At 64.6% G+C, this 22,065-nt stretch carries 23 protein-coding genes; 4 read left to right on the top strand and 19 right to left on the bottom strand.

The genetic code is table 11. The features are described from left to right. Positions 1–12: 12 nt before the first annotated feature. Positions 13–1,881: a hypothetical protein gene (locus ACFVVI_RS19225; RefSeq protein ID WP_387446147.1), complete on the bottom strand. Its 1,869-nt coding sequence runs from the start codon at positions 1,879–1,881 to the stop codon at positions 13–15. A gap of 65 nt (positions 1,882–1,946) precedes the next feature. On the opposite strand from ACFVVI_RS19225, the gene ACFVVI_RS19220 reads away from it, so the two are divergent. After that, positions 1,947–2,648: a hypothetical protein gene (locus ACFVVI_RS19220; RefSeq protein ID WP_387446146.1), complete on the top strand. Its 702-nt coding sequence runs from the start codon at positions 1,947–1,949 to the stop codon at positions 2,646–2,648. 21 nt (positions 2,649–2,669) lie between these two features. Here the strand turns inward: ACFVVI_RS19220 and ACFVVI_RS19215 are convergent, their stop codons facing one another. The 11 genes from ACFVVI_RS19215 to ACFVVI_RS19165 all read right to left on the bottom strand — a co-directional run bounded on the left by ACFVVI_RS19215 (position 2,670) and on the right by ACFVVI_RS19165 (position 9,748). Then, positions 2,670–2,966 (bottom strand): hypothetical protein, encoded by a 297-nt coding sequence (locus ACFVVI_RS19215; RefSeq protein WP_387446145.1) that lies wholly within the window; start codon positions 2,964–2,966, stop codon positions 2,670–2,672. A gap of 161 nt (positions 2,967–3,127) precedes the next feature. Next, positions 3,128–3,472, bottom strand: a complete 345-nt coding sequence (locus ACFVVI_RS19210; RefSeq protein ID WP_387446144.1) for a hypothetical protein — start codon at positions 3,470–3,472, stop codon at positions 3,128–3,130. Positions 3,473–3,525: 53 nt separating this feature from the next. Next, entirely contained in the window at positions 3,526–3,672 is a 147-nt protein-coding gene (locus tag ACFVVI_RS19205) for a hypothetical protein (RefSeq protein WP_378635134.1), read from the bottom strand. A 100-nt stretch (positions 3,673–3,772) separates the two neighbouring features. Then, positions 3,773–4,438, bottom strand: a complete 666-nt coding sequence (locus ACFVVI_RS19200) for a hypothetical protein (RefSeq protein WP_378635131.1) — start codon at positions 4,436–4,438, stop codon at positions 3,773–3,775. Between the two features lie 31 nt (positions 4,439–4,469). Next, positions 4,470–4,925: a hypothetical protein gene (locus ACFVVI_RS19195; protein WP_387446143.1), complete on the bottom strand. Its 456-nt coding sequence runs from the start codon at positions 4,923–4,925 to the stop codon at positions 4,470–4,472. A 232-nt stretch (positions 4,926–5,157) separates the two neighbouring features. Further along, positions 5,158–5,925 (bottom strand): N-acetylmuramoyl-L-alanine amidase, encoded by a 768-nt coding sequence (locus ACFVVI_RS19190; protein ID WP_387446142.1) that lies wholly within the window; start codon positions 5,923–5,925, stop codon positions 5,158–5,160. Between the two features lie 228 nt (positions 5,926–6,153). Continuing rightward, a complete protein-coding gene (locus tag ACFVVI_RS19185; RefSeq protein WP_063005185.1) occupies positions 6,154–6,408 on the bottom strand; it encodes a hypothetical protein in 255 nt (84 codons plus the stop codon). A 19-nt stretch (positions 6,409–6,427) separates the two neighbouring features. Then, positions 6,428–6,658, bottom strand: coding sequence for a hypothetical protein (locus ACFVVI_RS19180; RefSeq protein WP_387446141.1), 231 nt, complete (start codon positions 6,656–6,658; stop codon positions 6,428–6,430). A gap of 33 nt (positions 6,659–6,691) precedes the next feature. After that, positions 6,692–7,459, bottom strand: coding sequence for an alpha/beta fold hydrolase (locus tag ACFVVI_RS19175; protein WP_387446140.1), 768 nt, complete (start codon positions 7,457–7,459; stop codon positions 6,692–6,694). Positions 7,460–7,735: 276 nt separating this feature from the next. Further along, positions 7,736–8,305, bottom strand: a complete 570-nt coding sequence (locus ACFVVI_RS19170) for an ImmA/IrrE family metallo-endopeptidase (RefSeq protein WP_379316974.1) — start codon at positions 8,303–8,305, stop codon at positions 7,736–7,738. Between the two features lie 750 nt (positions 8,306–9,055). Continuing rightward, the gene (locus ACFVVI_RS19165; protein WP_378989182.1) at positions 9,056–9,748 is read right to left on the bottom strand and encodes a hypothetical protein; all 693 of its coding nucleotides are present in this window, start codon (positions 9,746–9,748) and stop codon (positions 9,056–9,058) included. 381 nt (positions 9,749–10,129) lie between these two features. Here ACFVVI_RS19165 and ACFVVI_RS19160 point away from each other — a divergent pair, with 381 nt between their 5' ends. Beyond that, complete coding sequence (locus tag ACFVVI_RS19160) at positions 10,130–10,519, top strand: helix-turn-helix domain-containing protein (protein ID WP_378989183.1); 390 nt, start codon at positions 10,130–10,132, stop codon at positions 10,517–10,519. A gap of 55 nt (positions 10,520–10,574) precedes the next feature. Here ACFVVI_RS19160 and ACFVVI_RS19155 read toward each other — a convergent pair whose 3' ends face one another. The 4 genes from ACFVVI_RS19155 to ACFVVI_RS19140 form a co-directional block, all read right to left on the bottom strand. After that, positions 10,575–10,961, bottom strand: coding sequence for a hypothetical protein (locus ACFVVI_RS19155; protein ID WP_378989184.1), 387 nt, complete (start codon positions 10,959–10,961; stop codon positions 10,575–10,577). Positions 10,962–11,520: 559 nt separating this feature from the next. Continuing rightward, positions 11,521–12,051 (bottom strand): hypothetical protein, encoded by a 531-nt coding sequence (locus ACFVVI_RS19150; protein WP_379315044.1) that lies wholly within the window; start codon positions 12,049–12,051, stop codon positions 11,521–11,523. A gap of 494 nt (positions 12,052–12,545) precedes the next feature. Then, positions 12,546–13,415: a MaoC family dehydratase gene (locus ACFVVI_RS19145; RefSeq protein ID WP_387446139.1), complete on the bottom strand. Its 870-nt coding sequence runs from the start codon at positions 13,413–13,415 to the stop codon at positions 12,546–12,548. Beyond that, positions 13,415–14,770, bottom strand: coding sequence for a 3-oxoacyl-ACP reductase (locus ACFVVI_RS19140; protein WP_387446138.1), 1,356 nt, complete (start codon positions 14,768–14,770; stop codon positions 13,415–13,417). Before ACFVVI_RS19140 ends, ACFVVI_RS19145 begins: the two co-directional genes overlap by 1 nt. 206 nt (positions 14,771–14,976) lie before the next feature. Between ACFVVI_RS19140 and ACFVVI_RS19135 the strand changes: the two genes are divergently transcribed. Beyond that, positions 14,977–16,314, top strand: a complete 1,338-nt coding sequence (locus ACFVVI_RS19135) for an acetyl-CoA C-acetyltransferase (RefSeq protein WP_378989187.1) — start codon at positions 14,977–14,979, stop codon at positions 16,312–16,314. A gap of 443 nt (positions 16,315–16,757) precedes the next feature. Here the strand turns inward: ACFVVI_RS19135 and ACFVVI_RS19130 are convergent, their stop codons facing one another. The 3 genes from ACFVVI_RS19130 to gnd all read right to left on the bottom strand — a co-directional run bounded on the left by ACFVVI_RS19130 (position 16,758) and on the right by gnd (position 19,893). Beyond that, positions 16,758–17,726, bottom strand: coding sequence for an alpha/beta hydrolase (locus ACFVVI_RS19130; RefSeq protein ID WP_387446184.1), 969 nt, complete (start codon positions 17,724–17,726; stop codon positions 16,758–16,760). Between the two features lie 115 nt (positions 17,727–17,841). Then, complete coding sequence (locus tag ACFVVI_RS19125) at positions 17,842–18,543, bottom strand: hypothetical protein (RefSeq protein WP_387446137.1); 702 nt, start codon at positions 18,541–18,543, stop codon at positions 17,842–17,844. Positions 18,544–18,861: 318 nt separating this feature from the next. After that, positions 18,862–19,893 (bottom strand): phosphogluconate dehydrogenase (NAD(+)-dependent, decarboxylating), encoded by a 1,032-nt coding sequence (gene gnd, locus ACFVVI_RS19120; protein WP_378653866.1) that lies wholly within the window; start codon positions 19,891–19,893, stop codon positions 18,862–18,864. Positions 19,894–20,322: 429 nt separating this feature from the next. On the opposite strand from gnd, the gene ACFVVI_RS19115 reads away from it, so the two are divergent. After that, entirely contained in the window at positions 20,323–22,056 is a 1,734-nt protein-coding gene (locus ACFVVI_RS19115; protein ID WP_387446183.1) for a VanW family protein, read from the top strand. The last annotated feature ends 9 nt before the right edge of the window (positions 22,057–22,065 follow it).

The following is a 22,065-nucleotide window of genomic DNA, read 5'->3' as shown; positions in this document are numbered from 1 at the left end:
TGTTTCGAACTCCTACCAGCGGCCGGCGTAGGTCAACGCCCGCTGCGCCTCCAACGTCTTCGACTTCTGGAATGCAGTATCAAGATCCGGGGTCTGCAAGTTGATCGTCATCGACTGGTCCACCGCACCCCCCTTGGCCATCGCCGAAGCAACCAGAGCCTTCGCCGGAACGGCTTGCTTAGCAGCGGACCCCACCATCGCACCTAGCTGCGGCCCAGCTGATTTCAACAACTCAGCGGCCTGAGTACCCGCCTTCATCGCGGCCGGCGTGTCCTTCAACCCAAATGTCTTCATCACATCGCCGGATTGCCCGGACACAAATGCCTTCGCCGCGTCCCCAAACCCACCGGAAGCCTTCTCGAGCACCGACGACATCGCCGGATTCATCCCTGTTGGAGCAAACCCAGGGACCCCCTTATTAATAGAATCCAACAATGGCTTGAACCGCCCAGCCGAAGCCGCATTAACCACATACTCGCCATGCGAAAGCATCGCCGGGATGATATCCCCGACAGATGAACCAGCACCCAGAACCGGACCACCATCCGCCATCTTCTTCTTGAATTTATTGGCCGCCCAATCCCACCCCTTCTTCGCCGCTTTCGTGGCTCCCAGACCGACAGCTGCGCCTACTACCGCCCCCGCGACAGTGCCCACGACCGGAACCGGAATCATAGTGCCAACCGCAGCTCCCGCCGCGATCGAAGCACCAAGTCCCACCCCATTCGTGACCACCGCCTTTTTAACCGACTCCCCATTCTTGATATCAGAACCAATTGCCAGACCAGTGCCAACAACTCCAAGCGCCCGACCACCCAATTTGCCAACTGGCGAGGAAGCGACCTTGGAAATCTTTGAGGCCGTATTGGAATTTGCGAGATTGGCCGTCGCAGAAGCCAGACTCGAGTTGGCTATTTTCTGGGTTACACCCGCCACCGGCTTGCTTTTCAGCAGCAGATTACCAAAACCGACCCCGGCCGAGATCGGGGCTCTCGTCACCTTTTGCACCACACCTGCGCCAGGAATCTTTGCCGCATTTTGCTGCGCCCACAATATATTGTTATTTATCCGATCGTATCGAGTATCCGGCATCGCTTTTGCAATTGCAGTCAGCGATTCCCGAGCCTTTACCTGGGTAGGATTGGGAGCAGGAATCCACCGGTCCCAGTTTTTCAACGTACTATTGATCAACCGAGGCGTGGCGTTCACATGTCGATCAAATCGTGCTATCTCCACATGCGACACGGCCGCAGGTCGCTGCAGAATATTTTTGTCCTGCAATTTAGCGATTTCATCGGGCAAGAAAGTGTTCGACTTTGCCGGAGAAGTGGGGTGCTTGAATGGTGTTAATGCATGCCCTCCTTCATTGTACGTCTTGAAACCCGGCCGTTGCCCGGCCGTGTACCCGGCTCTCGGTCCGACCTTAGAATCACCGATAACGATATTGCGCATACGAGACCAAGGACTCTGACGGCGGGCGGTTATACTGTCGGGCTCAAAGGCAGCCCCGCCCGCTGGCGGTACAATTTTAGCTCCCGCTCCGCCCCCGACCAAGAATTTGTCTCCCAGAAGATGGTTGAATTGATTCAGTAGCGGCTCGCCAACTGCACCCTTAACCTGTCTGGAAAATTCGAGCGGGTTACCGCTGGGTCCGTTCTGCGCCGGCAAGGAGTTGAATGTGCGTTCGAGAAGTTTGTTCTGCCCCGGCGCAACGGGGTGCAGGTATCGTGGATCCACGCGGGGCGCATTCTCACCGCGCAATGTCGGGTACACCATAGGCTGCCATGGATTCCTCATAACGCCGATGGTATGAGCGCCAACGCCTGCGTCAGTTGCTATTCGAATACCATCAGAAAGCAGCCCTGCATCTTTGTCGGACATGACACTTCCTTAGATTTATAGATATTTGAGCGTATGCGGACCCCGCCATCCAGTACTATGAGCGCATGAGTTCCTCAGGGGGATCGCGGCTGGATCGAGCGATCGACAAACATCTGACGTCCAGTTTGGATGCGCGTGGCTTTTCGTTGAAATCGGCCCCTCGGGGTCCGGATACAGGATGGTTCGTATGGGACCGCCAGCTCCCGCACAACCTCAGTGTTGCGATCGAGGTGATTTCATCGGGCGTTGGTCGCGGCAGTGCTATCCAACTAGATGGGATTATCCATCTCGTCTCGGAACCGGTAGTAGCGAAATTTCAATCGATGCCCATCGAGTTCGCGCATTCGATTCCAATCAAGCGATTCTCGATCGATTCGGCTATACATTTGTGGACGCCAGAGGAGAAACGGAAGAGATTTATTGTTGCACAAATCGTGGACGCAGAATCTGTCTGCAATGAATTTTCCGAGACCTTCGCAACGCTTGCCATAAAATGGGCGTCCGAACGTGACAGCAACGCGAAACTGCTCAGGGTCGCGAAACATCGAGAACGGGTCGATCGTTTCTGGCTCAACATCAGCCCGACCACTGTACGCGGCGTTGCCTTACATCTGGCCACTATTGGAGAATACAAACTAACGAGAAAATTAATGCGATGGTATCTACGCAAACCCATAGGTTTCAATACCGGGATAGATTCCCCGGAGCGCGCCAGAGAGTTTGACGAATGGCTGATATTTGAATTTCCCGACTACGCCAAAGGCTGACGCTGATTTCTAATTACACCGTCAATTGAGAGTCATCGGACAAAATTGCGCGATCAACAATTCGAGACCTCGACGTCGGCGTTCCTCACGCAATTCTTCCAATGCTGTCGTCGGTCGCGTCAAAGGCACGACGGGCGGCGGATCGACGCCGGCTGCGGCAATGACGGCTGCTTGAACGGCTTGCAGGTTGTCCACGATCGTCATCAGCAGATAGGTGTCGACTGTGAACCCTCGGGCGTCCCCGTTGACTTCGTCAGGTTGCGTGTCTGTGCTTTCGTCGCGGAGGAACAGCTCGGCTAGTGGGCGATCGGTTGACAACGCTGTCTTGTAGTGAGAACCGAGCGGGAGTCGATCTTTGAGACGCCAGATCGTGCGCCAATCACGGGTACGGATTTCACTGGGCCCGAAGCAGTCTCGGACATCGATGCCGCGCTCGAACAGGTCGAACTCGAGCGCGGCACCGAATCGGTCCCAGAACTCTACGAGCCCTGAGATCCCCCCGGCAGCTCCGTGGCGCCTTCGCCGAAGAAGAAGGCGTTCAGGTCTTCCTGAAAGGCAAGCCACTCGTCGACCGGTCGGTCGGCGAACAGTTCCTCTACGGCTTCGTAGTCCTGGCCGAGAACGATCGCCAGCTGTTTGTCCTCGTCCTGCTCGGCGCGGATCGCACGCATCTGTCGACGCGTGATCGGCTGGATGAGGATGTCCTCGGTGAGCCGATAGGGGCCGCGGCGCTTGCTACTGAGCTCCTGCTGGATCTCGAAGAAGCGGCCGGCATCTCGTCCGGACTGGTCGCGCTGGTCAGTGTTCTCGGTGGTGGCTGCCATAGGGGATCTCCGGTTCATCTATCGGACGGGAGCGATCCCGCCCATATGGGTTGTTACTGGTCGGACTTCAGCGACTGCTCGGCGGGTTCCGCCAGGCGGTGGCCCAGGCTGAAGACCGCGTTGATGTACTGGGTCGCGTCGTTGACGACGTACTCATTGGTTCCATCCGTCATGAAGACCGGGTACTCAGTGGGGGTCATTTGCTTCCTCGCATATCTCCTCCGGTACCAGTGCTGTACTGGGCTTGCGCACAGGCCGGAGGATCGCTGCGCACGCCCATCGTGGATTCCGCTGAGCCGATCAGGCTGTCGCGGTAGCGATCCCGGCCTTGGTCAGCAGCCGCTTCCAGCCCAGACCACCGAAACCGTGTGCGACGGCGTAGCCGGCGGTGTCGTCCTTGAAAGCGGTGAGGGTCACCTTCTGCGACATCAGGTTGGCCGAGGTCCACTGCTCGCCGCCGTACTTGCTGACCGCGACCTTGGGCATCACCTTGAACACGTAGACCGGGGCGGCGTCGTTGCCGTCCTTGGCGATGACGATTGCCGAGTAGTAGGTGATCTGCTCAGCAGTCGGCTGCGCGAAGAACACCTCACCGGACTGGGCGTTCGCCTTGGCCTGGTCGAGGTTGGCGTTGGTGGTCAGTGCGAGCGTCAGCGCGTTGGTCTGCTGCGGTTCGAACTCGATAGTGCTGATGTCGCTGGTGATGTCGTTGCGCGACGGCTGAAGCTCACCGTAGGACTCGATCGGGGACGCGGTGATGCCGCGGGCGAACGCGATGCCGGTCTTCTTGTCGATCAAACCGACCGACTTGTAGGCGGCGGGCAGGGTCTGCAGCACGCTGGACGCGTCGGTGAAGGCAGTGGGTACGGGGGTGTACCAGGGCGCCAGGAAGACCGCGGCATCGAGCGGCTTGATGAGAAGCTCGTGCTGAGCATCTTTGATCGCGGTCAGGTTGGTTGCGGGCATTTTCTCTCCGTTTCGTTGGTTTCTTTGTTCACTAGCTTTGGCGTCGGGCGTGGACTGTGAATCCGAGCTCTACGAGTTGACTGACTGGGTCGAGGTTCGGCAGGTCAGCCGCGCCCTGACTCCGAGCTAGCGTGGGCGGGAAGTACTTGACTTCTGCGGGCGTCATTTCTTCTGCCCAGTCGATGAGGACCCCGTTGACTGATTTGCCTGGCGCAGCGAGGATCTCCACACGTGCGCGAGCAGCAGCAGCCTGTGCCGCAGCCCGGTCGGAGGCAGCGGCAGTTACTCGCACCTTCGCGGTATAGGTGATCTCGTTGATATCGGTGCTGCCACCGATCTGCCGGACCCAGAAGAACGGGAACTGCGCCACCATCAGCTCGCCCGTGGCGGGCAGGGTTGTCAGCGTGGTCTCGATCGGGGTGAGCAGGTCGACGAGAAACTGCTCGAAGTCGGGGAACTCCCCAGGTTTGGGATATGGCGAAGTCACTGCTTCACCTCGACTTCAACGGCCAGGATGCCGGCGCCGACGATGTCGTCCGCATCTTCTCCGGCGTCGGAAGGCGCCATCATCGTCTCCATATCTTGTGTCGGTTGTTCGTCAGAGGCCGAGTAGCGGCAGGACCACCGGCGCGAGCACGATGGCCAGCTGAAGCAGTTCGAGGAGGACAGGGAGCATGGAATTCACCTCCTTTCGCTGTGCGGCAGACGGCTGTGGCGCGTCAGATACGGGGTGATTCGAGGGCCTTCAGGCGGTCCAGGATGTCGGCCAGGGTGTCGACCACAGTCATCCCGTCGAGCTGTTCCCAGCCCGCGAACATGCCCGCATCCCGCTGCTGGCTACCGCACAGCTGCTCGCGGATGTCTTTGACATCGGTGCCGATCGGGCCGCAGAACGCGGTGATGAAATCCTGGATCTGGGTTACTTCGGATGCGCTCATCGGAGCGTCCTCTCCGTCGATGAATGCCTGCACTTCGCGACGGAACTCGTCCATGTCGATGCCGGCGGGGTCGATTTTTCCTTCGTGGGAGTACTCGCGGTGGGCCACGCAGTCCTCGGCGTCGCGGCCGATGCGGGCCAGGATGGCCGCGCAGCCGCGCTTGTAGGCGTCGAGTTGGGCTGGGGTCCAGTCGGTTCCGTCGCCGCGGGAGACGGCTTCGATGCCGATCACGTGGTAGTTGGCGTTGTCGGTGGGCCAGCCGGGCCAGGAGCCGCGGCCCGCGTGCCAGCACACGCCTGCGGCGATCACGCGGAAGGTGCCGTCGCGTTCGAGGACCAGCTGGGCCAGCGGGCCGGGGAGGTCGGCGCGGCCGTCCTGGACGATGCGCCAGTCGTTCTTGCCGCCGCCCGCGGTGTGGTGGCAGAGCACGCCGCGCAGGTCACGGAAGTCGCCGTGGCCCCGGTCGCGCCAGCCTTCGTGTTCGATGACGTCCAGCCCTGCAGCGCGCAGCACATCGGCCAGCCATACCGGGTCGCCTGTCCAGGCCATGGGTATCTCCTTGTGTGAGTGAAGGTTCGGGGTCCCGCCCTCGTGGACGAGGGGAAGCGCCGAGGGCGGGACCGTCACTCCTGACGCAGCGGCGACATCTACGACCGCAGACCACCTGCGGGAGACGGGCGCGTCAGGAGCGCGGCATGCGGCGGGCTCGAATCCCGCACCGTGTCGAGTGTTCTCCGGGGGCCGACCGCATGCAGTTCGGGAACGGCGGGGTCGCCGTCAGATTTCTTCTTGGAGGGTGGCGGGGATCTTGTAGTCCGCCACCGGGGGCTCCATGCCAGGGACGTGCAGGCGCAGGAAGCCGAGCAGTTCGTCGATGTGTCGCTGCAGTGCGCGGATCAGCCGGATCGCGTCGCGGAATCGGAGGTGATCGTCGGCGGCCTGTTCCTCGAGCGCGACTACCCGCTCACGCAGCTTGGCGACTTCACGGGCCTGCCATGCGGTCACCGCGCCGATGACTGTCGCAAGGGCCATCCCTGCCGCTTGTACGAGTTCAGGGCTCAACCACGATGCCATCCGGTTCACCCACCGATCCGGTCAGCGGGGTGACGGCGGGCCTGATGAGCACGCCCGCGATCAGCGGCGTCGCCAATCCGTACAGGGTGAGCAGTGTTTCGATCCATGCCGTATCGATCTCGCGACCGAGCAGATAGGCGAGGACACCCGTCACAGCGACGAGCACCGACCGGACCAGCGCGGGCTCTGGGGTTTTGCTGATTCTCATGATGTGTTCCTTCCCACTGGTTTTCGCGGGGTCTCAGATGCGCCCTTCGGCGACATCGCGGTTCAGTGCCTGGGCGAGTGCGCGGGCGTGGCCGTATCGGACGTAGTCACTGGTGTGCCTGCCGTCGAACAGATAGCCGCGGGCGTAGGCGATGGCGCCGGTCCAGTGGCTCCAGTTGGACGGTGACCACCAGCGCTGCAGTTGATTTCGGGTGGCGGTGTCGAGCATCCGCTGTGCCCAGCGCACCGCCGAGTTCGCGCTGGCGAAGCTGAAGAAGGCGCTCAGATCCGCGATGGTCCGCAAGGGGTTGCCGGCGGGCAGTGCGGTGATGGGATCGCCGGGCGCCGCGGCCCAATAGGCGGGGATACCGTCGATCGGCCGCTCACCGACAACGCCGTAGCCGCCGGGGTCGGTGTCGCCGAGGTACTTGCCCGCCGGTCTGCGCGGATCGGCGATCAACGCGCAGGCGATCACCGCACGGCCCGGATGCTCACCGCGGCCGATCTCCGCCGCGAGGTCACCGGCAACCGCCGCACCCTGCGAATATCCCGCCAGCACAACAGGGTTCGGTGACCGGTCGACAGCCGCCAGAAGCGCGCGCTTACCTTCGGCAACACTCTCGGCGTAGCTCACCTGCGACCCGTAGTCGGCGGGATACGGGACCATCCGAGGGGTGAACATCGACTTGTTCAGCGCGTCGGTGAAGGCAGCTGTGACGCCGTCGCCGCCAGGATTCCAGGTTCCGCCGACCACGAGTACATCGATCGTGCGGGGCGATCCTTTCGGAGACCACAGTGACATGTTCGTACCTCTCTGGGACGTGAGTGGAGGTCCCGCTCCGACGGAGTGCTCCGCCGGAGCGGGACCGATGCGCCCCTGCGCTGCGACAACGCCTTTCGACCGCAGCGAGCTGCGGGAGACGGGCGCGTCAGGGGCGGGCATGCGGCGGGCCCTGAACCCGCTGGCTCGAGGTGTTCGTGTCCGGGGGCCTGCCGCATGAGTTCTGAATCGGCGGCACGCGCCAACGACAAAGCCCCCGTGCCGTTTTCACGGAACGAGGGCTGAGGAAGACTGTGGCTACCGGTGGTGTCGGCCGGGTGCCAGCTGGCGAAGCATCTCACCCGAGCTGGATGTCGGCCACAAGCACCGATAAGGGTATTCGGAGGGCATCCCGGGCAGCCAGCCCAGGCGGTTCAGCAGGTGCACCGGGATCACCGCGAACTCCTCGTTCGCCAGGTGCTGCAATCGCCAACCGAGCAGGAACTCGGTGACCCCGAGGAGCGCGGAGACATCGGTGAGGTTGTCGCCCACCTCCAGCGCGTCACGCAGGTGGGCGACGGGGATGAGGCGTTGTGCCACCACATCGTGCACCTGCATCTCGATCCGGCCCCGCCATCGCTCGCCGTCGAGTGCTGCTGCCAGTTCGCGTGATTCGGCCATCTCGATGTGGGCGACGGCGTGGGCGATGACTTCGTTTCGTACATGACCGGACAGGTCGGCCTGGATAAGGACTGCGCGGTCGACTACCGACCAATACGACACGAAGTCGAAGACCACGGCCGAATCGACCCGGATTCCCTGGTTGAACGCAGATTCTTGGGCGTTGAACCCATTGCGCTGCACCGCGATATCTTGTCGGTCCGGCATCGAGGCATCCGACTCACCTTCATCACCCATGGCAATACACAACTCTCACAACTCGGAACTGACCACGACCCGTCGCATCATCACCACCGGAGACGGTGTCAGATGCCGTGTGTCAGGTCACCGAGAGGTGGTACGCGTCACCGTGGTCGGCGCCCGGAGCGAGCGCCAGCGATCCACCGCACCAGCGACAACCTGGAGGTCTTCTACGCAGATGTCGGAGAGATCGACATGGCCGACACGGTTCCTTCGACCTGGTATCGAGTCGTCTACTCGATAGAGGGACTCGCCTTCGCGAGTAGGTCTCTCACCGGTCGGCTTACCGGATTCATCGGGAGTAAATGCATCGAATGCACCTGACACAAGTAGAACCTCACCCAGCAGCCGAAATGTCGAGACTCTCGGTCGAGAGCACGCGCCCATTCTAGCGTTGACGTGAACCGAGTCCCGGTCAGGATCTGCGGGATCAGCGCTCGCTGACATCGAATCGCGGTGTGCCGAAATTATTTTGGGCACGACAAATCCCGCTGGCACTAGTTTGCGTCATCGGCCACAACTTGTCAACACCGACTTTCACACGATGCCAAATCCCAGGTAGGCGTGGGTATTTCGATACACCGACGCGACGAGATGAGCCCGAACTTCATGCGGCCTAAGCACTTCGGGCACCCGGATCCAGCCGTTTCGGGTCCCCACAACGCCAGCGGGGCGCCGGCAACAATCTGCCGACGCCCCGCTGGGTCACTCTGTTCGCTATGCATCTTTCGCCCGGTGCCGCGCCGGAAGGGCACGGTGCGCATCCAAAACCTCACCCACGATGAAGAGCTCCGGCCAGTCCGGCGACCAGGGCCCCGGGACGGGACTGATCAGACCAGCCTTGCGCAGTGTGCGCACCCGCCGAGCGGTGAGGTTGCGGAAACCGTCACCCAGCTCTTCGGCGAGTTTGCCGATCGCGGCCGCATGGAGGCGAACCGCCCTGGCGCGCAGGACCAGAGCCGCATCGGCGGGAGCGAGATCGACCGGCGGACACACCACCGCTTCCGCGGCCTCGATCGCCGCGGCGAACTCGGCGGGCGCGGCCTCCACACCTTCCGTCATCGCCAGCGCGACGATGTTGCGCTGCAACCATTCCGCCATGCCGCTGGTGGTCGCGACCCCGGTGTAGTCGATGCCGCGCTGTTCGCAGACCAACCGAACCCAGGCCACCAAGACCGACTGGAGGTGGTCGGCCGCGCGAGCAGCCACGGGATTGAACGGAAGTCGCTGTTCCCGTGAGCCATTGCGCGTGCGGTAGTCCACCGCGCCGAAGCGGGTCTGGCGCGTGCGCGCGTCCGACAGGTCCTCGGCCAGGTCGGGGATGTCCCCGAGCATCCGGGCCAGATCCCGCGCGGCTTCCCGATCCAGGTACAGGTGGTTGTCATCGGCCCACCTGTCCAGGGGGGTCACGCCGCATGAATCCTCACGAATGCGGTTCGACGCCGTGACGGCATCGTATGGGCCCATGTACTTGCTCCTTCGGTCGATAGCGGGCCGGAGCCCCGGTCGTACCCTGCTACGCGGCCGAAATCGAGTGGCGCGCCCCCGGGCGGTGTCCAGGAGTGGCTCCTACTGGGACCCACAATCGGACACCCGTTGTATGCAACGTTGTTGCAACGCGTCTGTCAAGCCGAGGCGGCAGAGTGCTGTACCCAGTCACGTACCGCCACAAACAAACTCGCCATTCGCTGTTACGGTCTACATCCGGTGCAGGATTTCGATTCGCAAATTCGCAGCCGATGACTACATACACTTCATGCATCAGTGCAAACAATCTGCTACCCTCGATGCATGGTGAGACAACGGAGCGCGGTGGTCCCCGCCGAGGTCAGCGCCACCCTGCGACTTGCTCGCAAGGAGCGCGAGATGTCGATGGACCGCGCCGCGAAAGCAGCACGGATCAGTACGAGCCTGTGGACACAGGTCGAGAACGGGACCCAGTACAAGCGCGGACAGAAGGTCCCCGCCAGCACCACGGCCGAGACCTTGCAGGCCATGGCGGCGGCGGTCGGTCTCGATGCCGAACCGCTGCTGACACAGGCGGGGCTGGACCCGATCGAGACGGAGCAGGTTCGGCCGCAATCCACCGAGGGAATCGTCGATCTCTCCGGGTTGTCCGAAGGTGATCTGCGAATTGTCGCCGCTTACGTCAACGGACTTCGCGCGGCCAGACACAGCTGAGCTCGAACGACGAATGCCCCGCTCATCGCGGGGCATTCGTCGTTCGCGTACTGCGTCAGGAGGCCGGGGGAGTTTCCACCGGGGTCTCCTCAGCCGCTGCCGAGCCGCTGGTGAGCGCCTTCAGGATCGCGGCCAGACTGTCGGCCGAACCGGTCGAGGCGTCGTCGCCCGTGCCGCCGGTGCCGGGTTCGGTCTCGTCGGCGACCTCGGTGCCGGTCTCGGTGTCCGCCGGGTCCTCCGCCGCCGACGAGCCGCTGGTGAGCGCCTTCAGGATCGCCGCCAGGCTGCCGGCCGACCCGGTGGTGGCCTCCTCGCCCGTGCCGCCGGTGCCGGGTTCGGTGACAACCGGCGGGACCTCGTCCGCGGTGGCGATGCCCGTGCCGAACACGGCCATCCCGGCGGCGATGACGATGCCGAAGCCGAGCGTGCGAATCTTCTTCATGAAATGAAACCCCTTGGTATTAACCATGATTGCCGACTTTGTTGCCGACTGAAAGTTTCTAACACGGTCGGCGGCGGCTCCCTAGCCCGCGACATTCGGGGCATTCGCCGAACTATTGCTGCACATTTGCCCATTGAGTGCCTGACGGCAGAACTCGTTTCGGGGATCTCATATCGATTGCTCGAAGACCGCCGTTCGGCACAACGAACGGGAGCTCGAACAAGATCATTACCGCTGGACGATCGATCAATCACGCGAACCGCGGCAAGATCCCCGCAGTGAAGGATCGAGGCAGAGCATCACGCTTGTGCCGAACCTTGCTGTATACCCAGTTACTGATCGGCTTAGTCCATGATTGATATCACCATGAAAACCTGTAACGAGTTCCGGTGTGTAACCGATTGAGCGCCAGCCATATTCATGTTTTCCCGCCGTGCGCTGCGCTTACCGGAATATGTGCTGTCAGTTTTCTGCCAGATAGCTGTTTGCTCAGGGCCGCATGCCTTTTCGGGTATGCGGCCCCGACACGTGCGATATCGACCGGGATGGACCGGTCGCGCTACGACGGGCAGTTGACCGTGTACTCCCACTGGGTGTCATTCGGGCCTGTGACCCGAACGCTCACCGTCGAGGACGACCCCGCGGGCAACGAAACGACCCGAGATCCGGTGCCCTGGTTGGCATTGTCGCCGACGTAGCCGGTGTCGAGCACCTGCCCGCCCTCGTAGAAGACCTGAATGCGGTCGGGAATGTTGAGGGTTTCGTAGGTCAGGACGAACGAGGTCGGTCCGGTGACGCCGAGCTGATGCGTCGTATTGGTGACGCCGGCCCCGCCGGACTTGGTCGAGCGGTTGCACGGCTGCACGCTCTCGGACGACCCACCGCTCGAGCTACCGCCGAGGATTCCACTGCCGGTATCGAGCAGATCCCCCAGAATCCCGCTGCCCGTGTCGATTACCCCGCTTCCGGTCTCGCCGCTTCCGGTGTCCGCGCCTGCCGCCGCGCCGGCGCTCGCGACCAGCGACAGCGCCGCCCCCACGAGAGCAACCGCGCGCAGAATCCCCCGATTCGAATGACTGATCTTGTTCACAACGCTTCCTCCACAACACTTCTCGCCACGGATCTGGATCAGGTGAACCCGCCGACGCGACCGAACGATCGCTGGGCAAGAGAAGTTCTACACGCGTTTCAGAGGAACCGGAATGCTCGAAATTCGGCCACCACGGTGTTCAGATGCCGAATAGTTGCCCGGTGGCGCGAGCCCGCGGTATTGACAGCCGGGCAACACTACAAAGTCAGCCCTCCGCGCCCCGGGCAATTTCTTAGCACGCAGAAGAAAACACCGGACGGTAGACCAAAATGGGTGCCAGAATTCCTTATGGCAACTTCATAGCGAATCATTTTATGTCGATGAGTAAAGTCACAGCAATTGCCCGTAACGACACCTATCGGGATGACGATCGGCGAGATCCTCGAAAGCGTAAGGCCCCGAACACAATCCGTCGTGACGACCGATTCACCGTGCCCTGAAACAAGTAAGGGCCGCACACCCCCCTGGAGTGTGCGGCCCTTGCCGGTGGAGACTCAGCGCAAGGTTGCGGTGAGGTGTGGGTACCCCTTCTTGGGATGCAGGATGGAGAGATCCCAGCCGGATCCGACCTGGTCGGCGTAGATGTTCACCGAGGACGGAAGGAAGATCGGCTTGCCGAACTTGACCGCGTAAGTGGCCTTTTCGGGGACGCGGCCCTCGATCGTGCTGAGGATCGCTGCCGCCGACCACATGCCGTGGGCGATGGTCTGCGGGAAACCCATTGCCTTCGCGCCGATCCCGGAGACGTGGATCGGGTTGTGGTCGCCGGACGCGGCGGCGTAGCGGTTGATCATCTTCTGATCCACGCGCTGCACGCGCAACGGGGGCGGGGGCACCTCATCGGCGGGGGGCGCCGACTTGGGACCGCCCGAGAGCGACGTGCGCTGCTGGTGCAGGAAGGTGGTCACCTGCCGCCAGACGAGTTCACGACCGACGCTGATCTCCGTGATCGCGTCCACCAGAAGACCTTTCGGGTGTTCGCGGAGGTTCTCGATATGGGTGGAGAAATCGAGGGGCTCGGCGACCGAGATCTCGCGGGTGCGTTCGATGACGTTCTCGAAGTGCACCGCACCGACCGCGCTGAACGGGAAATCCCGTGCGACGACGAGTTGCATCGCCAGCGGGAAGCTGAGGATGAACGGGTACGTCAGCGGCAAGGTGTCGCTGAAACGCAGGCCGGTGGCATGGCAGTACGCGGCGAGATGGTCGGGGTCGACCCGCACGCCCTCGAGGACTACTCGACGGTCGGGCAGGGTGGACTTGCGCGCCGACAGCGGAGCGGGCAGCGGGATGGCGCCCAGCGCCGCCTTGGCGTACAGGCCGCCGTTCTTGGGAACCTCGGTGAGGGTGATCGTCTGAGTCATCAGGCGCCGATCAGGCTCTGACCGCAGACGCGAACCACGTTGCCGCTCACCGCGTTCGACGCGGGGCTCGCGAAGTAGGCGATGGTCTCGGCGACGTCGACGGTCTGGCCACCCTGCAGCAGCGAGCTCATCAGGCGACCGGCCTCGCGGGTGCCGACGGGGATGGCGGCGGTCATCGCGGTCTCGATGAAGCCGGGCGCCACCGCGTTGATGGTGATGCCCTTCTCGGCCAGCACCGGGGACTCGGCGTCGACCATGCCGATGACGCCCGCCTTGGACGCGCCGTAGTTGGTCTGGCCGCGGTTGCCCGCGATGCCCGCGATGGAGGACACGTCGATCACGCGCCCGCCTTCCTTGAGCACGCCCTTGGCGACGAGGCCGGAGGTGATGCGGTGCGGGGCAGCGAGGTTGACGTTGATCACCGAGCTCCAGCGGCCCTCGTCCATGTTGGCGAGCAGCTTGTCGCGGGTGATGCCGGCGTTGTGGACGACGATGTCGATGCCGCCGAAACGCTCGGTGGCGAAGTCGGCCAGACGCTCGGCGGCGTCGGGCGCGGTGACGTCGAGGGCCAGCGCGGTGGCGCCGATCTTGTTCGCGGTGTCGGACAGCGCCTCGCCCGCGGCGGGGATGTCGGCGACGATCACGGTGGCGCCGTCACGGGCGAACACCTCGGCGATGGTGGCGCCGATACCGCGCGCGGCACCGGTCACGACCGCGACCTTGCCCGCGAGCGGCTTGTCCCACGAAGCGGGGGCGACGGAGTCGGCGGCACCGACCCGGATGACCTGACCGTCGACGAAGGCCGACTTGCCCGAGAGCAGGAAGCGCAGGGTCGACTCGAGGCCGGTCGCGGATGCGCCCGCTTCGGGGTGCACGTAGACGAGCTGGCCGGTCGCGCCGCGCAGCAGCTCCTTGGCGACCGAACGGGTGAAGCCCTCGAGCGCGCGCTGGGCGATCTGCTCGTCGACCGAGCCGACCAGTTCGGGGGTGGTGCCCAGAACCACGACACGGCCCGACGGCGCGAGGCTGCGCATGGCCGGCTGGAAGAACTCGAACAGCTGCGCGAGCTTGTCGATCGAATCGATGCCGGTGGCGTCGAAGACCAGCGCGCCGTACTTGGTGCCCGATTCGAGCGAGTCCGCGACGGTGTAGTCCGACAGCAGCGCGCGGACCGGCTCGGCCAGGCGACCCTTGCCGCCGAGCAGCACCGGGCCGGGCAGCGCGGGCTCGCCCGCCTTGTAGCGGCGCAGTTCGGCCGGCTGAGGGAGGCCCAGCTTGCTCGCGAGGAACGCGCCGGGGGCGGAGTGGATGAAAGATCCGTAGAGGTTCGGTGCACCCTTGCTCTTGGCTGCCACTGTTCCTACCTTCTCTGTGCTCGACGAGTGTGGTGACCGTGCTCCGCCCAGTGTCCCCCGTGTGAGCGCACACTTGCGGGTACGGTGTCGACAACGAACTTACTCCGGAGTAAGTTTAATGTAAACCGATACGACGCCGCGACCGCACGGGGGCCGATTCCAGCGGCCGGCGTTACCCGGAACCGACGAGACCATGGAGAACTCGAGTGACAAGCAAAGCCCGCTCGGCGACGGCCAAGGCCGCAGCTAAGCCTGCCAAGGCCGCGAAGACCCAGCGCCCGATTGCCATCGTTGGCGGCAACCGCATCCCGTTCGCGCGCTCCGACAAGGCCTACGCCAAGGCGTCCAATCAGGACATGTTCACCGCCGCCCTCGATGGGCTGGTCAGCCGGTTCGGTCTGCAGGGCGAGCGCCTGGGCATGGTCGTCGGCGGCGCTGTGCTCAAGAAGGTCGGCGAGCACAGCCTGATCCGCGAGAGCGTGCTCGGCTCGAAGCTCTCGCCCTACACCCCGGCCCACGACCTGCAGCTCGCCTGTGGCACCGGCCTGCAGTCGATCGTCACCGTCGGTGACGCGATCGCGCTGGGTCGTATCGAGTCCGGCATCGGCGGCGGCGCCGACACCACCTCCGACGCGCCGATCGGCGTGAGCGAGGACATGCGCGAGTGGATGCTCACCGCCAACCGCGCCCGGACCACCAAGGACAAGGTCAAGCTGGTCGGCCAGCTGCGCCCCTCGATGCTGGGCATCGAGATCCCCAAGAACGCCGAGCCGCGCACCGGTCTGTCGATGGGTGAGCACGCCGCCATCACCGCGAAGGAATTCGGCGTCGCCCGCGAAGCGCAGGACGAGCTGGCCTACCTCTCGCACAAGAACATGGCGGCCGCCTACGACCGTGGCTTCTTCGACGACCTGATCACCCCGTTCCTCGGCCTGACCCGCGACGACAACCTGCGTCCCGGCTCCACCGTGGAGAAGCTGTCGACCCTGAAGCCGGTGTTCGGCGTCAAGGCGGGCGACGCCACCATGACCGCGGGCAACTCGACCCCGCTCACCGACGGCGCGTCCGCGGTGCTGCTGTCCACCGACGAGTGGGCGGCCGAGCGCAACCTGCCGGTGCTGGCCCACCTGGTCGACTCCGAGGTCGCCGCGGTGGACTACATCCACGGCCCCGACGGCCTGCTGATGGCGCCCACCTACGCGGTCGCGCGCCTGCTGGCCCGCAACGGCCTGACCCTGCAGGACTTCGACTACTACGAGATCCACGAGGCGTTCGCCTCCGTGGTGCTGGCCACCCTGGCCGCGTGGGAGTCCGACGCCTACTGCAAGGAGCGCCTCGGCCTCGACGGCGCGCTGGGCTCGATCGACCGTAGCAAGCTCAACGTCAACGGCTCCTCGCTCGCCGCGGGCCACCCGTTCGCCGCGACCGGCGGCCGCATCGTCGCCTCGACCGCGAAGCTGCTGGCGGAGAAGGGTTCCGGCCGGGCGCTGGTCTCCATCTGCGCCGCGGGCGGCCAGGGTGTGGTGGCGATCATCGAGCGCTAGTCCGCGCTGATCACGCACAGAAACGGCGGGTGTTCTCCGATTCTTCGGAGAACACCCGCCGTTTCGTTGTCAGACCTCAGCGGCACGTCGGGTTCGGGTGCGGCTCCGTGGACGCCCACGGCCCGCAGAGAATGAGCTTGAGGAAGCCGAGTGGAATGTCGATCGCGGCGGAACCGGTTCCGGCGGACCCCGATTCGGCTACCACAGTCGGTTGCGCGGGGGCGGCGAGCGCTGTTGGCGCGCCCGCGGCGATACCGGCGACAGCCGCGGTGGCAACAAGGACTCGGATCATTCGACGGTGCATAACAAGCCTTTCAATGGAAAACTGAGCGAAGCTGATAACCACATCGGGTGCCTCGATACGAGCGTTATCTATAGCTTCCATGGGCTTGACACCTCGAATTATTCAGTGCTACAAGACATTCGAGTTGCACACCGCACTGTCAGTTCGCTTCGATAGCGGCGGCGAGAAGTGGCCAGGAGTTGTGCAGATCTTGTTCCCAATACCGCCAGGTATGGGTGCCGGCGGGGCGGAATTCGGTGTGGGCGGGGATGTTCAGCTCCGCCAGGCGCGCAGCCAGGCGCTGGGTGCACTGGTTGGCAGCGGCTTCGATGGCGCCGCCGAGCAGGATCTGGTCGGTCATGCCGATGATCTTTCCCGGCGTCGCTCCGGGCGGGAGAGTTTCGGCGGCGCCGGGGAGCCCGTTGGCGCTGGACAGGTAGATCGCCTTGCCGCGCAGGCGTTCCGCGTTGAGGTAGGCGTCGTTCGCACGCCAGGCGGGGTCGCCGGGCGGGCCCCACATGTTGGCGGGGTCGGCACCACCGCGGGCGAGGACGAAATCGATATAGGCGCGGCTGACCGGATCGTCGACCGAGGCGCAGCCGCTGTAGGAACCGACGGCGCGGTAACGATCAGGGGCGGCGATGGCCAGGTTGAGCACCGCCGTGGCCGACATCGACAGGCCCGCGATGGCATTCACGCCGGTGGTGCCCAGGGTGGCGTCGATGATCGGCGGGAGTTCCTCGGTGAGGAAGGTCTGCCATTTGTTGCGGCCGAGCTTCGGATCGTCGCGCAGCCAATCGGTGTAGTACGAGAACGCGCCCGCCGCCGGCGTGACGACGTTGACGTTCTTGTCGGCGAAGAACTGCACGATGTCGGTCTGGTTGTACCAGTTCGCGATGTCCTCACCGCCGCCCGCGCCGTTGAGCAGATACAGCGTCGGACGTGGCGCGCTGGTGTCGTGCGGCGTGATGACCTGCAGCGGAATCACCCGGTCCATGGACGCGGAGTACACGTGCAGCGTCTGCTGCCGCTGGCCGGGCCGCTCGATCCGATCCAGCCGCGATCCGTCCGCACCGGCGGTTCCGATGGCGACGACCGACAGCGCGATAACGGCGAGCGCGGTCAGCACCGTCCGCTTACAGGGGAACACGAGTCCTCACAGAGTTCGAAAAGATTGCGCCACACAGAGAATGGTTCGCCGGGACGGCAGCGCGAGACCGTCCCGGCGACCAGGTGCCAGACGATCAGCTACCGATCAGATCGCCCAGCACGTCGGAGATGATGTCGCTCAGCGAGCCGGTGGAGCTCAGCTGGCCATCATCGGAACCCAGCCCGTTGTCACCGAGGCTGCCGATCACCGTCTCGCCGGCGTTGGCGCCGCGCGCGGTGAAACAGGCGGTGAGGCCGGGCATCTCATTGCCGACGCCCACGGTGCCCGCGACCCCGACGCCACCACTGGTGACCATCTGACCCGTCTTGACACTGCTCGGCACCGGGTAGGTGATGGTCAGAGTGACCGGGTTGCCCGAGTTGACGAACCAGCCGGTGCTCGTGACCTTCCAGCCGCCCGCGTTGGGCTCGGCGGTGACGTCCTCGGTGACCTGGCCGCCGATCGCGTGATACGCGGTGATGGTGGCCTTGGTCGGTGCGCCGAAGCCGACCGGCGGGAAGTCGGTGATGGTGTTGACGTACGGGTTACCGATCCCGGTGGTTCCCACGATCACCTTGTAGGTGACCGAGGTGCCGACGCCGATCTGCTCGGCGCTCGCGATCTTGTCGTAGACGTGGGTGACGCCGACGGTGCTCGCGTCTTTCTTCTGCGCGTGACTGCTCACCGCACAGGTGGCGTCTGCGGCGGCGACGCCGGATCCAAGGCCGACACCGACACCGGCGACGACCAGGGCGGTGGTGGCGACGCCCGCGGCGATACGCGAAGTCCGGAACATGCTTTTCCTCCAAAGCCCCGGGCGAGACGACCGGGGCGAATTCCTCATCAGGTGGGCTTTCCCCCCTCTGACCACAAGGTATAGGTCCGACTGGACGCTTGTCCTGGAAAAGAAGAACGTGTTCTTATTTTGTGGAACATCGTTGTTTTACTCTCCGGCGCGGGTAGCATCCGAGGATTTCGATCCACTCGAATCGACCCGGAAACGCGACAACCGGCCTCCGTCTGGCGACGAAAGGCCGGTTGCGGGCGTCTAGGGGGCTATTTCTGCGGCAGCTCGTTGTGGCCGCCGAACGCCTTTCGGGATATACGCGTCTGGCTACTTCTGCGGCAGCTCATTGTGGCCGCCGAACGCCTTTCGCATGGCCGAGAGCATCTTGTCGGCGTAGAGGGCCTGGCCGCGGGAGGAGAAGCGCTGGTAGAGGGCGGCGGAGAGGACCGGGACGGGGACCGCGGTGTCGATGGCGGCGTCGATGGTCCAGCGGCCTTCGCCGGAGTCGGAGACGCGGCCGCTGTAGGAGTCCAGGTCGGGGTCGCTGACCAGGGCCGACGCGGTGAGATCGAGGAGCCAGGAGGCCACCACCGAGCCGCGACGCCACACCTCGGTGATAGCCGGGATGTCCAGGTCGTACATGTAGTACTCGGGGTGTTCCATCGGCGTCTCCTCCGCGGAGTGCTCACCGTGCAGGTACTCCGAGCCCGCGTTGGCGTGCTTCAGGATGTTGAGACCCTCGGCGTAGGCGCCCATCGCGCCGTATTCGATGCCGTTGTGCACCATCTTCACGAAGTGACCCGCGCCGTGCGGACCGCACAGCAGGTAGCCCTTCTCGGCCTGCGACGGCTCACCGGTGCGGCCAGGGGTGCGCGGGGCCGACTCGTAGCCGGGGGCGATGGTCGCCAGCAGCGGCTCCAGGTAGTCGACCTGGGCCGCGTTTCCGCCGATCATCAGGCAATAGCCGCGCTGTAGGCCGAACACGCCGCCCGAGGTGCCGATGTCCAGGTAGTGAATACCCTTGGGCTCCAATGCCTTCGCGCGCTTGATGTCCTCGTGGTAGCGGCTGTTGCCGCCGTCGATGATGATGTCGCCCGGCTCGAGCAGCTCGGCGACGTCCTCGATCACCTTGCCGGTGGCACCGGCGGGAATCATCACCCACACCACGCGGGGCACCTCGAGCATGCCGATGAACTCGGCCAGGTCGGTCGTGCCGCGGAACTTGCCGCCGAGCTCGGACTCCATCTCGGCGATCGGCCCTGGGTGACGCTCGTAGCCGACGGCGGTATGCCCGTCGCGCACGATCCGGCGCACGATGTTGGCACCCATCCGGCCGAGGCCGATCATTCCCAGCTGCATCAGTTCTCCTCGTTCGTCCGGTCCGTGGTGTCGAGTCTCACCCCGATTGTCTCGCGCCGCCGGGTCGTCGGTCCTGGCGGCGTCGGCCCGCGCGCCGAAATTCTTCCGAATGGGCTGTAACGCCCCGCTCCGCGCCCCGATAAACAGATCGGCTCCGTGTAGTTGCCAGACCCCCGACCCGGCAACTACGCGGAGCCTTTCTGCTGCCCCCACCCGGTTGCCGAGCTGCCGAGCGCGCCGAAGCGCGTTACCCTCGGGCCGGACCCCGCAAACATTCGGGGCCAACCTAACGGAAGGACCTCCGTGCCCAGCGAGTCGACCGCCGGACAACCGGCCGACCGAAGGGGCGAGGTCGGATTACGCAAGCTGCTCGAATCAAATCGCACTTTCGATCCGGACACCACCGCCCTTACGCAGCCCTTGAACACCGTGACCCGCGATCGCTGGTCACCCACCCCCGGCCCGGCGGGCCCACCCCCGCCTGCCCCGCCGGGCAACCAGCAGCTGGTCAAGCGGATCGGGATCGCGGTCGGCGCCGTGCTGGCCGTCGGGACCGCCGCCTACCTGGCCGACCTCGCGTTGAGCACGGGTGAGGTGGCGCGCGGCGTCGTCGTCGCCGGTATCGACATCGGCGGGATGGACCAGGCCGAAGCCGACGCGCTGCTGCACACCGAACTCGGGCCCAAGGCCGAGCGACCCCTACCCGTGCGGATCGGCGATGTGCAGGCCAGCATGGTGCCCGCCACAGCCGGTCTGTCGGTGGACTACGACCGCACCTGGGACGCCGTCGGCAGCCAGCCACTGAACCCGGTGAGCCGACTGATCTCACTCTTCGGCACCCGCGAGGTTCCGGTGTCGAGCACCGTCGACACCGCGGCCCTCGACGCACAGCTCGAGAGCTTCCGCGTCCACGACAATCCGACTGTCGAAGGTACGGTGCGGTTCGAGAACGGCAGGCCGGTCGCGGTCGCGCCGGTGCCGGGCCGGGTGCTCGACACCGAGGCCGCGCGCACCACGATCACCGACCGCTGGGCGGCGACCAGCCAACTGGATCTGCCCGTGGTGGCCGCGCCGGTCGCCGTGCGCGCCGACGCCGTGCAGGCGGCGGTGCGCGACATCGCCACACCGGCCGTCGCGTCACCGATCACTGTGTCCGGCAAGGATGTTCAGGCCACGTTGACCGGCGGCCAGATCGCCGACGTGCTCGGTTTCGTGCCGGACGGCAACGGCGGGCTGGCACCCCAGTTCAACAACGACGCCGTCATCGCCTTGCTCGCACCACAATTGGCGAAGTCCGAGGTGGAACCCAAGGACGCCACCTTCACCGTCGGCGCGGGCAAACCGACCGTGGTGCCCGCCGTGGTCGGCGAGAAGGTGGACTGGCCCAAGACGCTGGAGAAGCTGCCCACCCTGCTCACGCAGCCGGGCCCGCGCACCAGCCCGGTGGTGTATCAGCGCATCGAGCCCAAGCTCACCACCGAGGCCGCGAACGCGCTCGGGGTCAACGAGACGATCGGCCAGTTCACCACCGGCGGCTTCAGCGGCCCCTCCGGGGTGAATATCCGCACGGTCGCCGCCAAGGTCGACGGTGCGGTGGTCAAGCCGGGAGATACGTTCTCGCTCAACGAGTTCACCGGCCCGCGCACCGCGGCGGAGGGCTATGTGGAGTCCGGCATCATCGACAAGGGCAGGCCGAGCACCGCGGTCGGCGGCGGCATCAGCCAGTTCGCCACCACGCTCTACAACGCGGCGTACTTCGCCGGGATGGAAGACGGCGGACACACCGAGCACAGCTACTACATCTCGCGCTACCCGGCCGCGCGCGAGGCGACGGTGTTCGACGGTGCGATCGACCTGGCGTTCCGCAATACCGGCACGACCGGTGTCTACATCCAGGCGGTCGCCACCGGCTCCGAGATCACCGTGCGGCTGTGGGGCACCAAAACGGTGAACGTGGAATCGATTACGGGTGAGAAGTCGAAGCCGACCGAACCCAACGAGGTCGTGCTGCCCAAGGGCAAGGACTGCATCGCCTCCGAGGGCGCGCCCGGCTTCACCATCTCCGACACCAGGGTGATCACCGACGCCAAGTCCGGCGCGCAGGTGTCGCGGCACACGCGGACGGTGAAGTACGACCCCATCCCGATCGTCAAGTGCGAGTAGGGGTTCGAT

Source organism: Nocardia sp. NPDC058114 (assembly GCF_042884695.1).
Classification (GTDB): domain Bacteria; phylum Actinomycetota; class Actinomycetes; order Mycobacteriales; family Mycobacteriaceae; genus Nocardia.
This window is presented reverse-complemented; position numbering and strand designations above follow the sequence as displayed.

Bases quoted from the DNA above. Each gene is read 5' to 3' on its own strand.
- ACFVVI_RS19205 (WP_378635134.1), bottom strand. From the start codon at position 3,672: ATGACCCCCACTGAGTACCCGGTCTTCATGACGGATGGAACCAATGAG.
- ACFVVI_RS19155 (WP_378989184.1), bottom strand. From the start codon at position 10,961: ATGAAGAAGATTCGCACGCTCGGCTTCGGCATCGTCATCGCCGCCGGG.
- ACFVVI_RS19160 (WP_378989183.1), top strand. From the start codon at position 10,130: ATGGTGAGACAACGGAGCGCGGTGGTCCCCGCCGAGGTCAGCGCCACC.
- gnd (WP_378653866.1), bottom strand. From the start codon at position 19,893: ATGCAGCTGGGAATGATCGGCCTCGGCCGGATGGGTGCCAACATCGTG.
- ACFVVI_RS19225 (WP_387446147.1), bottom strand. From the start codon at position 1,881: ATGTCCGACAAAGATGCAGGGCTGCTTTCTGATGGTATTCGAATAGCA.
- ACFVVI_RS19210 (WP_387446144.1), bottom strand. From the start codon at position 3,472: ATGGCAGCCACCACCGAGAACACTGACCAGCGCGACCAGTCCGGACGA.
- ACFVVI_RS19175 (WP_387446140.1), bottom strand. From the start codon at position 7,459: ATGTCACTGTGGTCTCCGAAAGGATCGCCCCGCACGATCGATGTACTC.
- ACFVVI_RS19125 (WP_387446137.1), bottom strand. From the start codon at position 18,543: ATGTTCCGGACTTCGCGTATCGCCGCGGGCGTCGCCACCACCGCCCTG.
- ACFVVI_RS19180 (WP_387446141.1), bottom strand. From the start codon at position 6,658: ATGAGAATCAGCAAAACCCCAGAGCCCGCGCTGGTCCGGTCGGTGCTC.
- ACFVVI_RS19185 (WP_063005185.1), bottom strand. From the start codon at position 6,408: ATGGCCCTTGCGACAGTCATCGGCGCGGTGACCGCATGGCAGGCCCGT.
- ACFVVI_RS19220 (WP_387446146.1), top strand. From the start codon at position 1,947: ATGAGTTCCTCAGGGGGATCGCGGCTGGATCGAGCGATCGACAAACAT.
- ACFVVI_RS19145 (WP_387446139.1), bottom strand. From the start codon at position 13,415: ATGACTCAGACGATCACCCTCACCGAGGTTCCCAAGAACGGCGGCCTG.
- ACFVVI_RS19200 (WP_378635131.1), bottom strand. From the start codon at position 4,438: ATGCCCGCAACCAACCTGACCGCGATCAAAGATGCTCAGCACGAGCTT.
- ACFVVI_RS19170 (WP_379316974.1), bottom strand. From the start codon at position 8,305: ATGCCGGACCGACAAGATATCGCGGTGCAGCGCAATGGGTTCAACGCC.
- ACFVVI_RS19190 (WP_387446142.1), bottom strand. From the start codon at position 5,925: ATGGCCTGGACAGGCGACCCGGTATGGCTGGCCGATGTGCTGCGCGCT.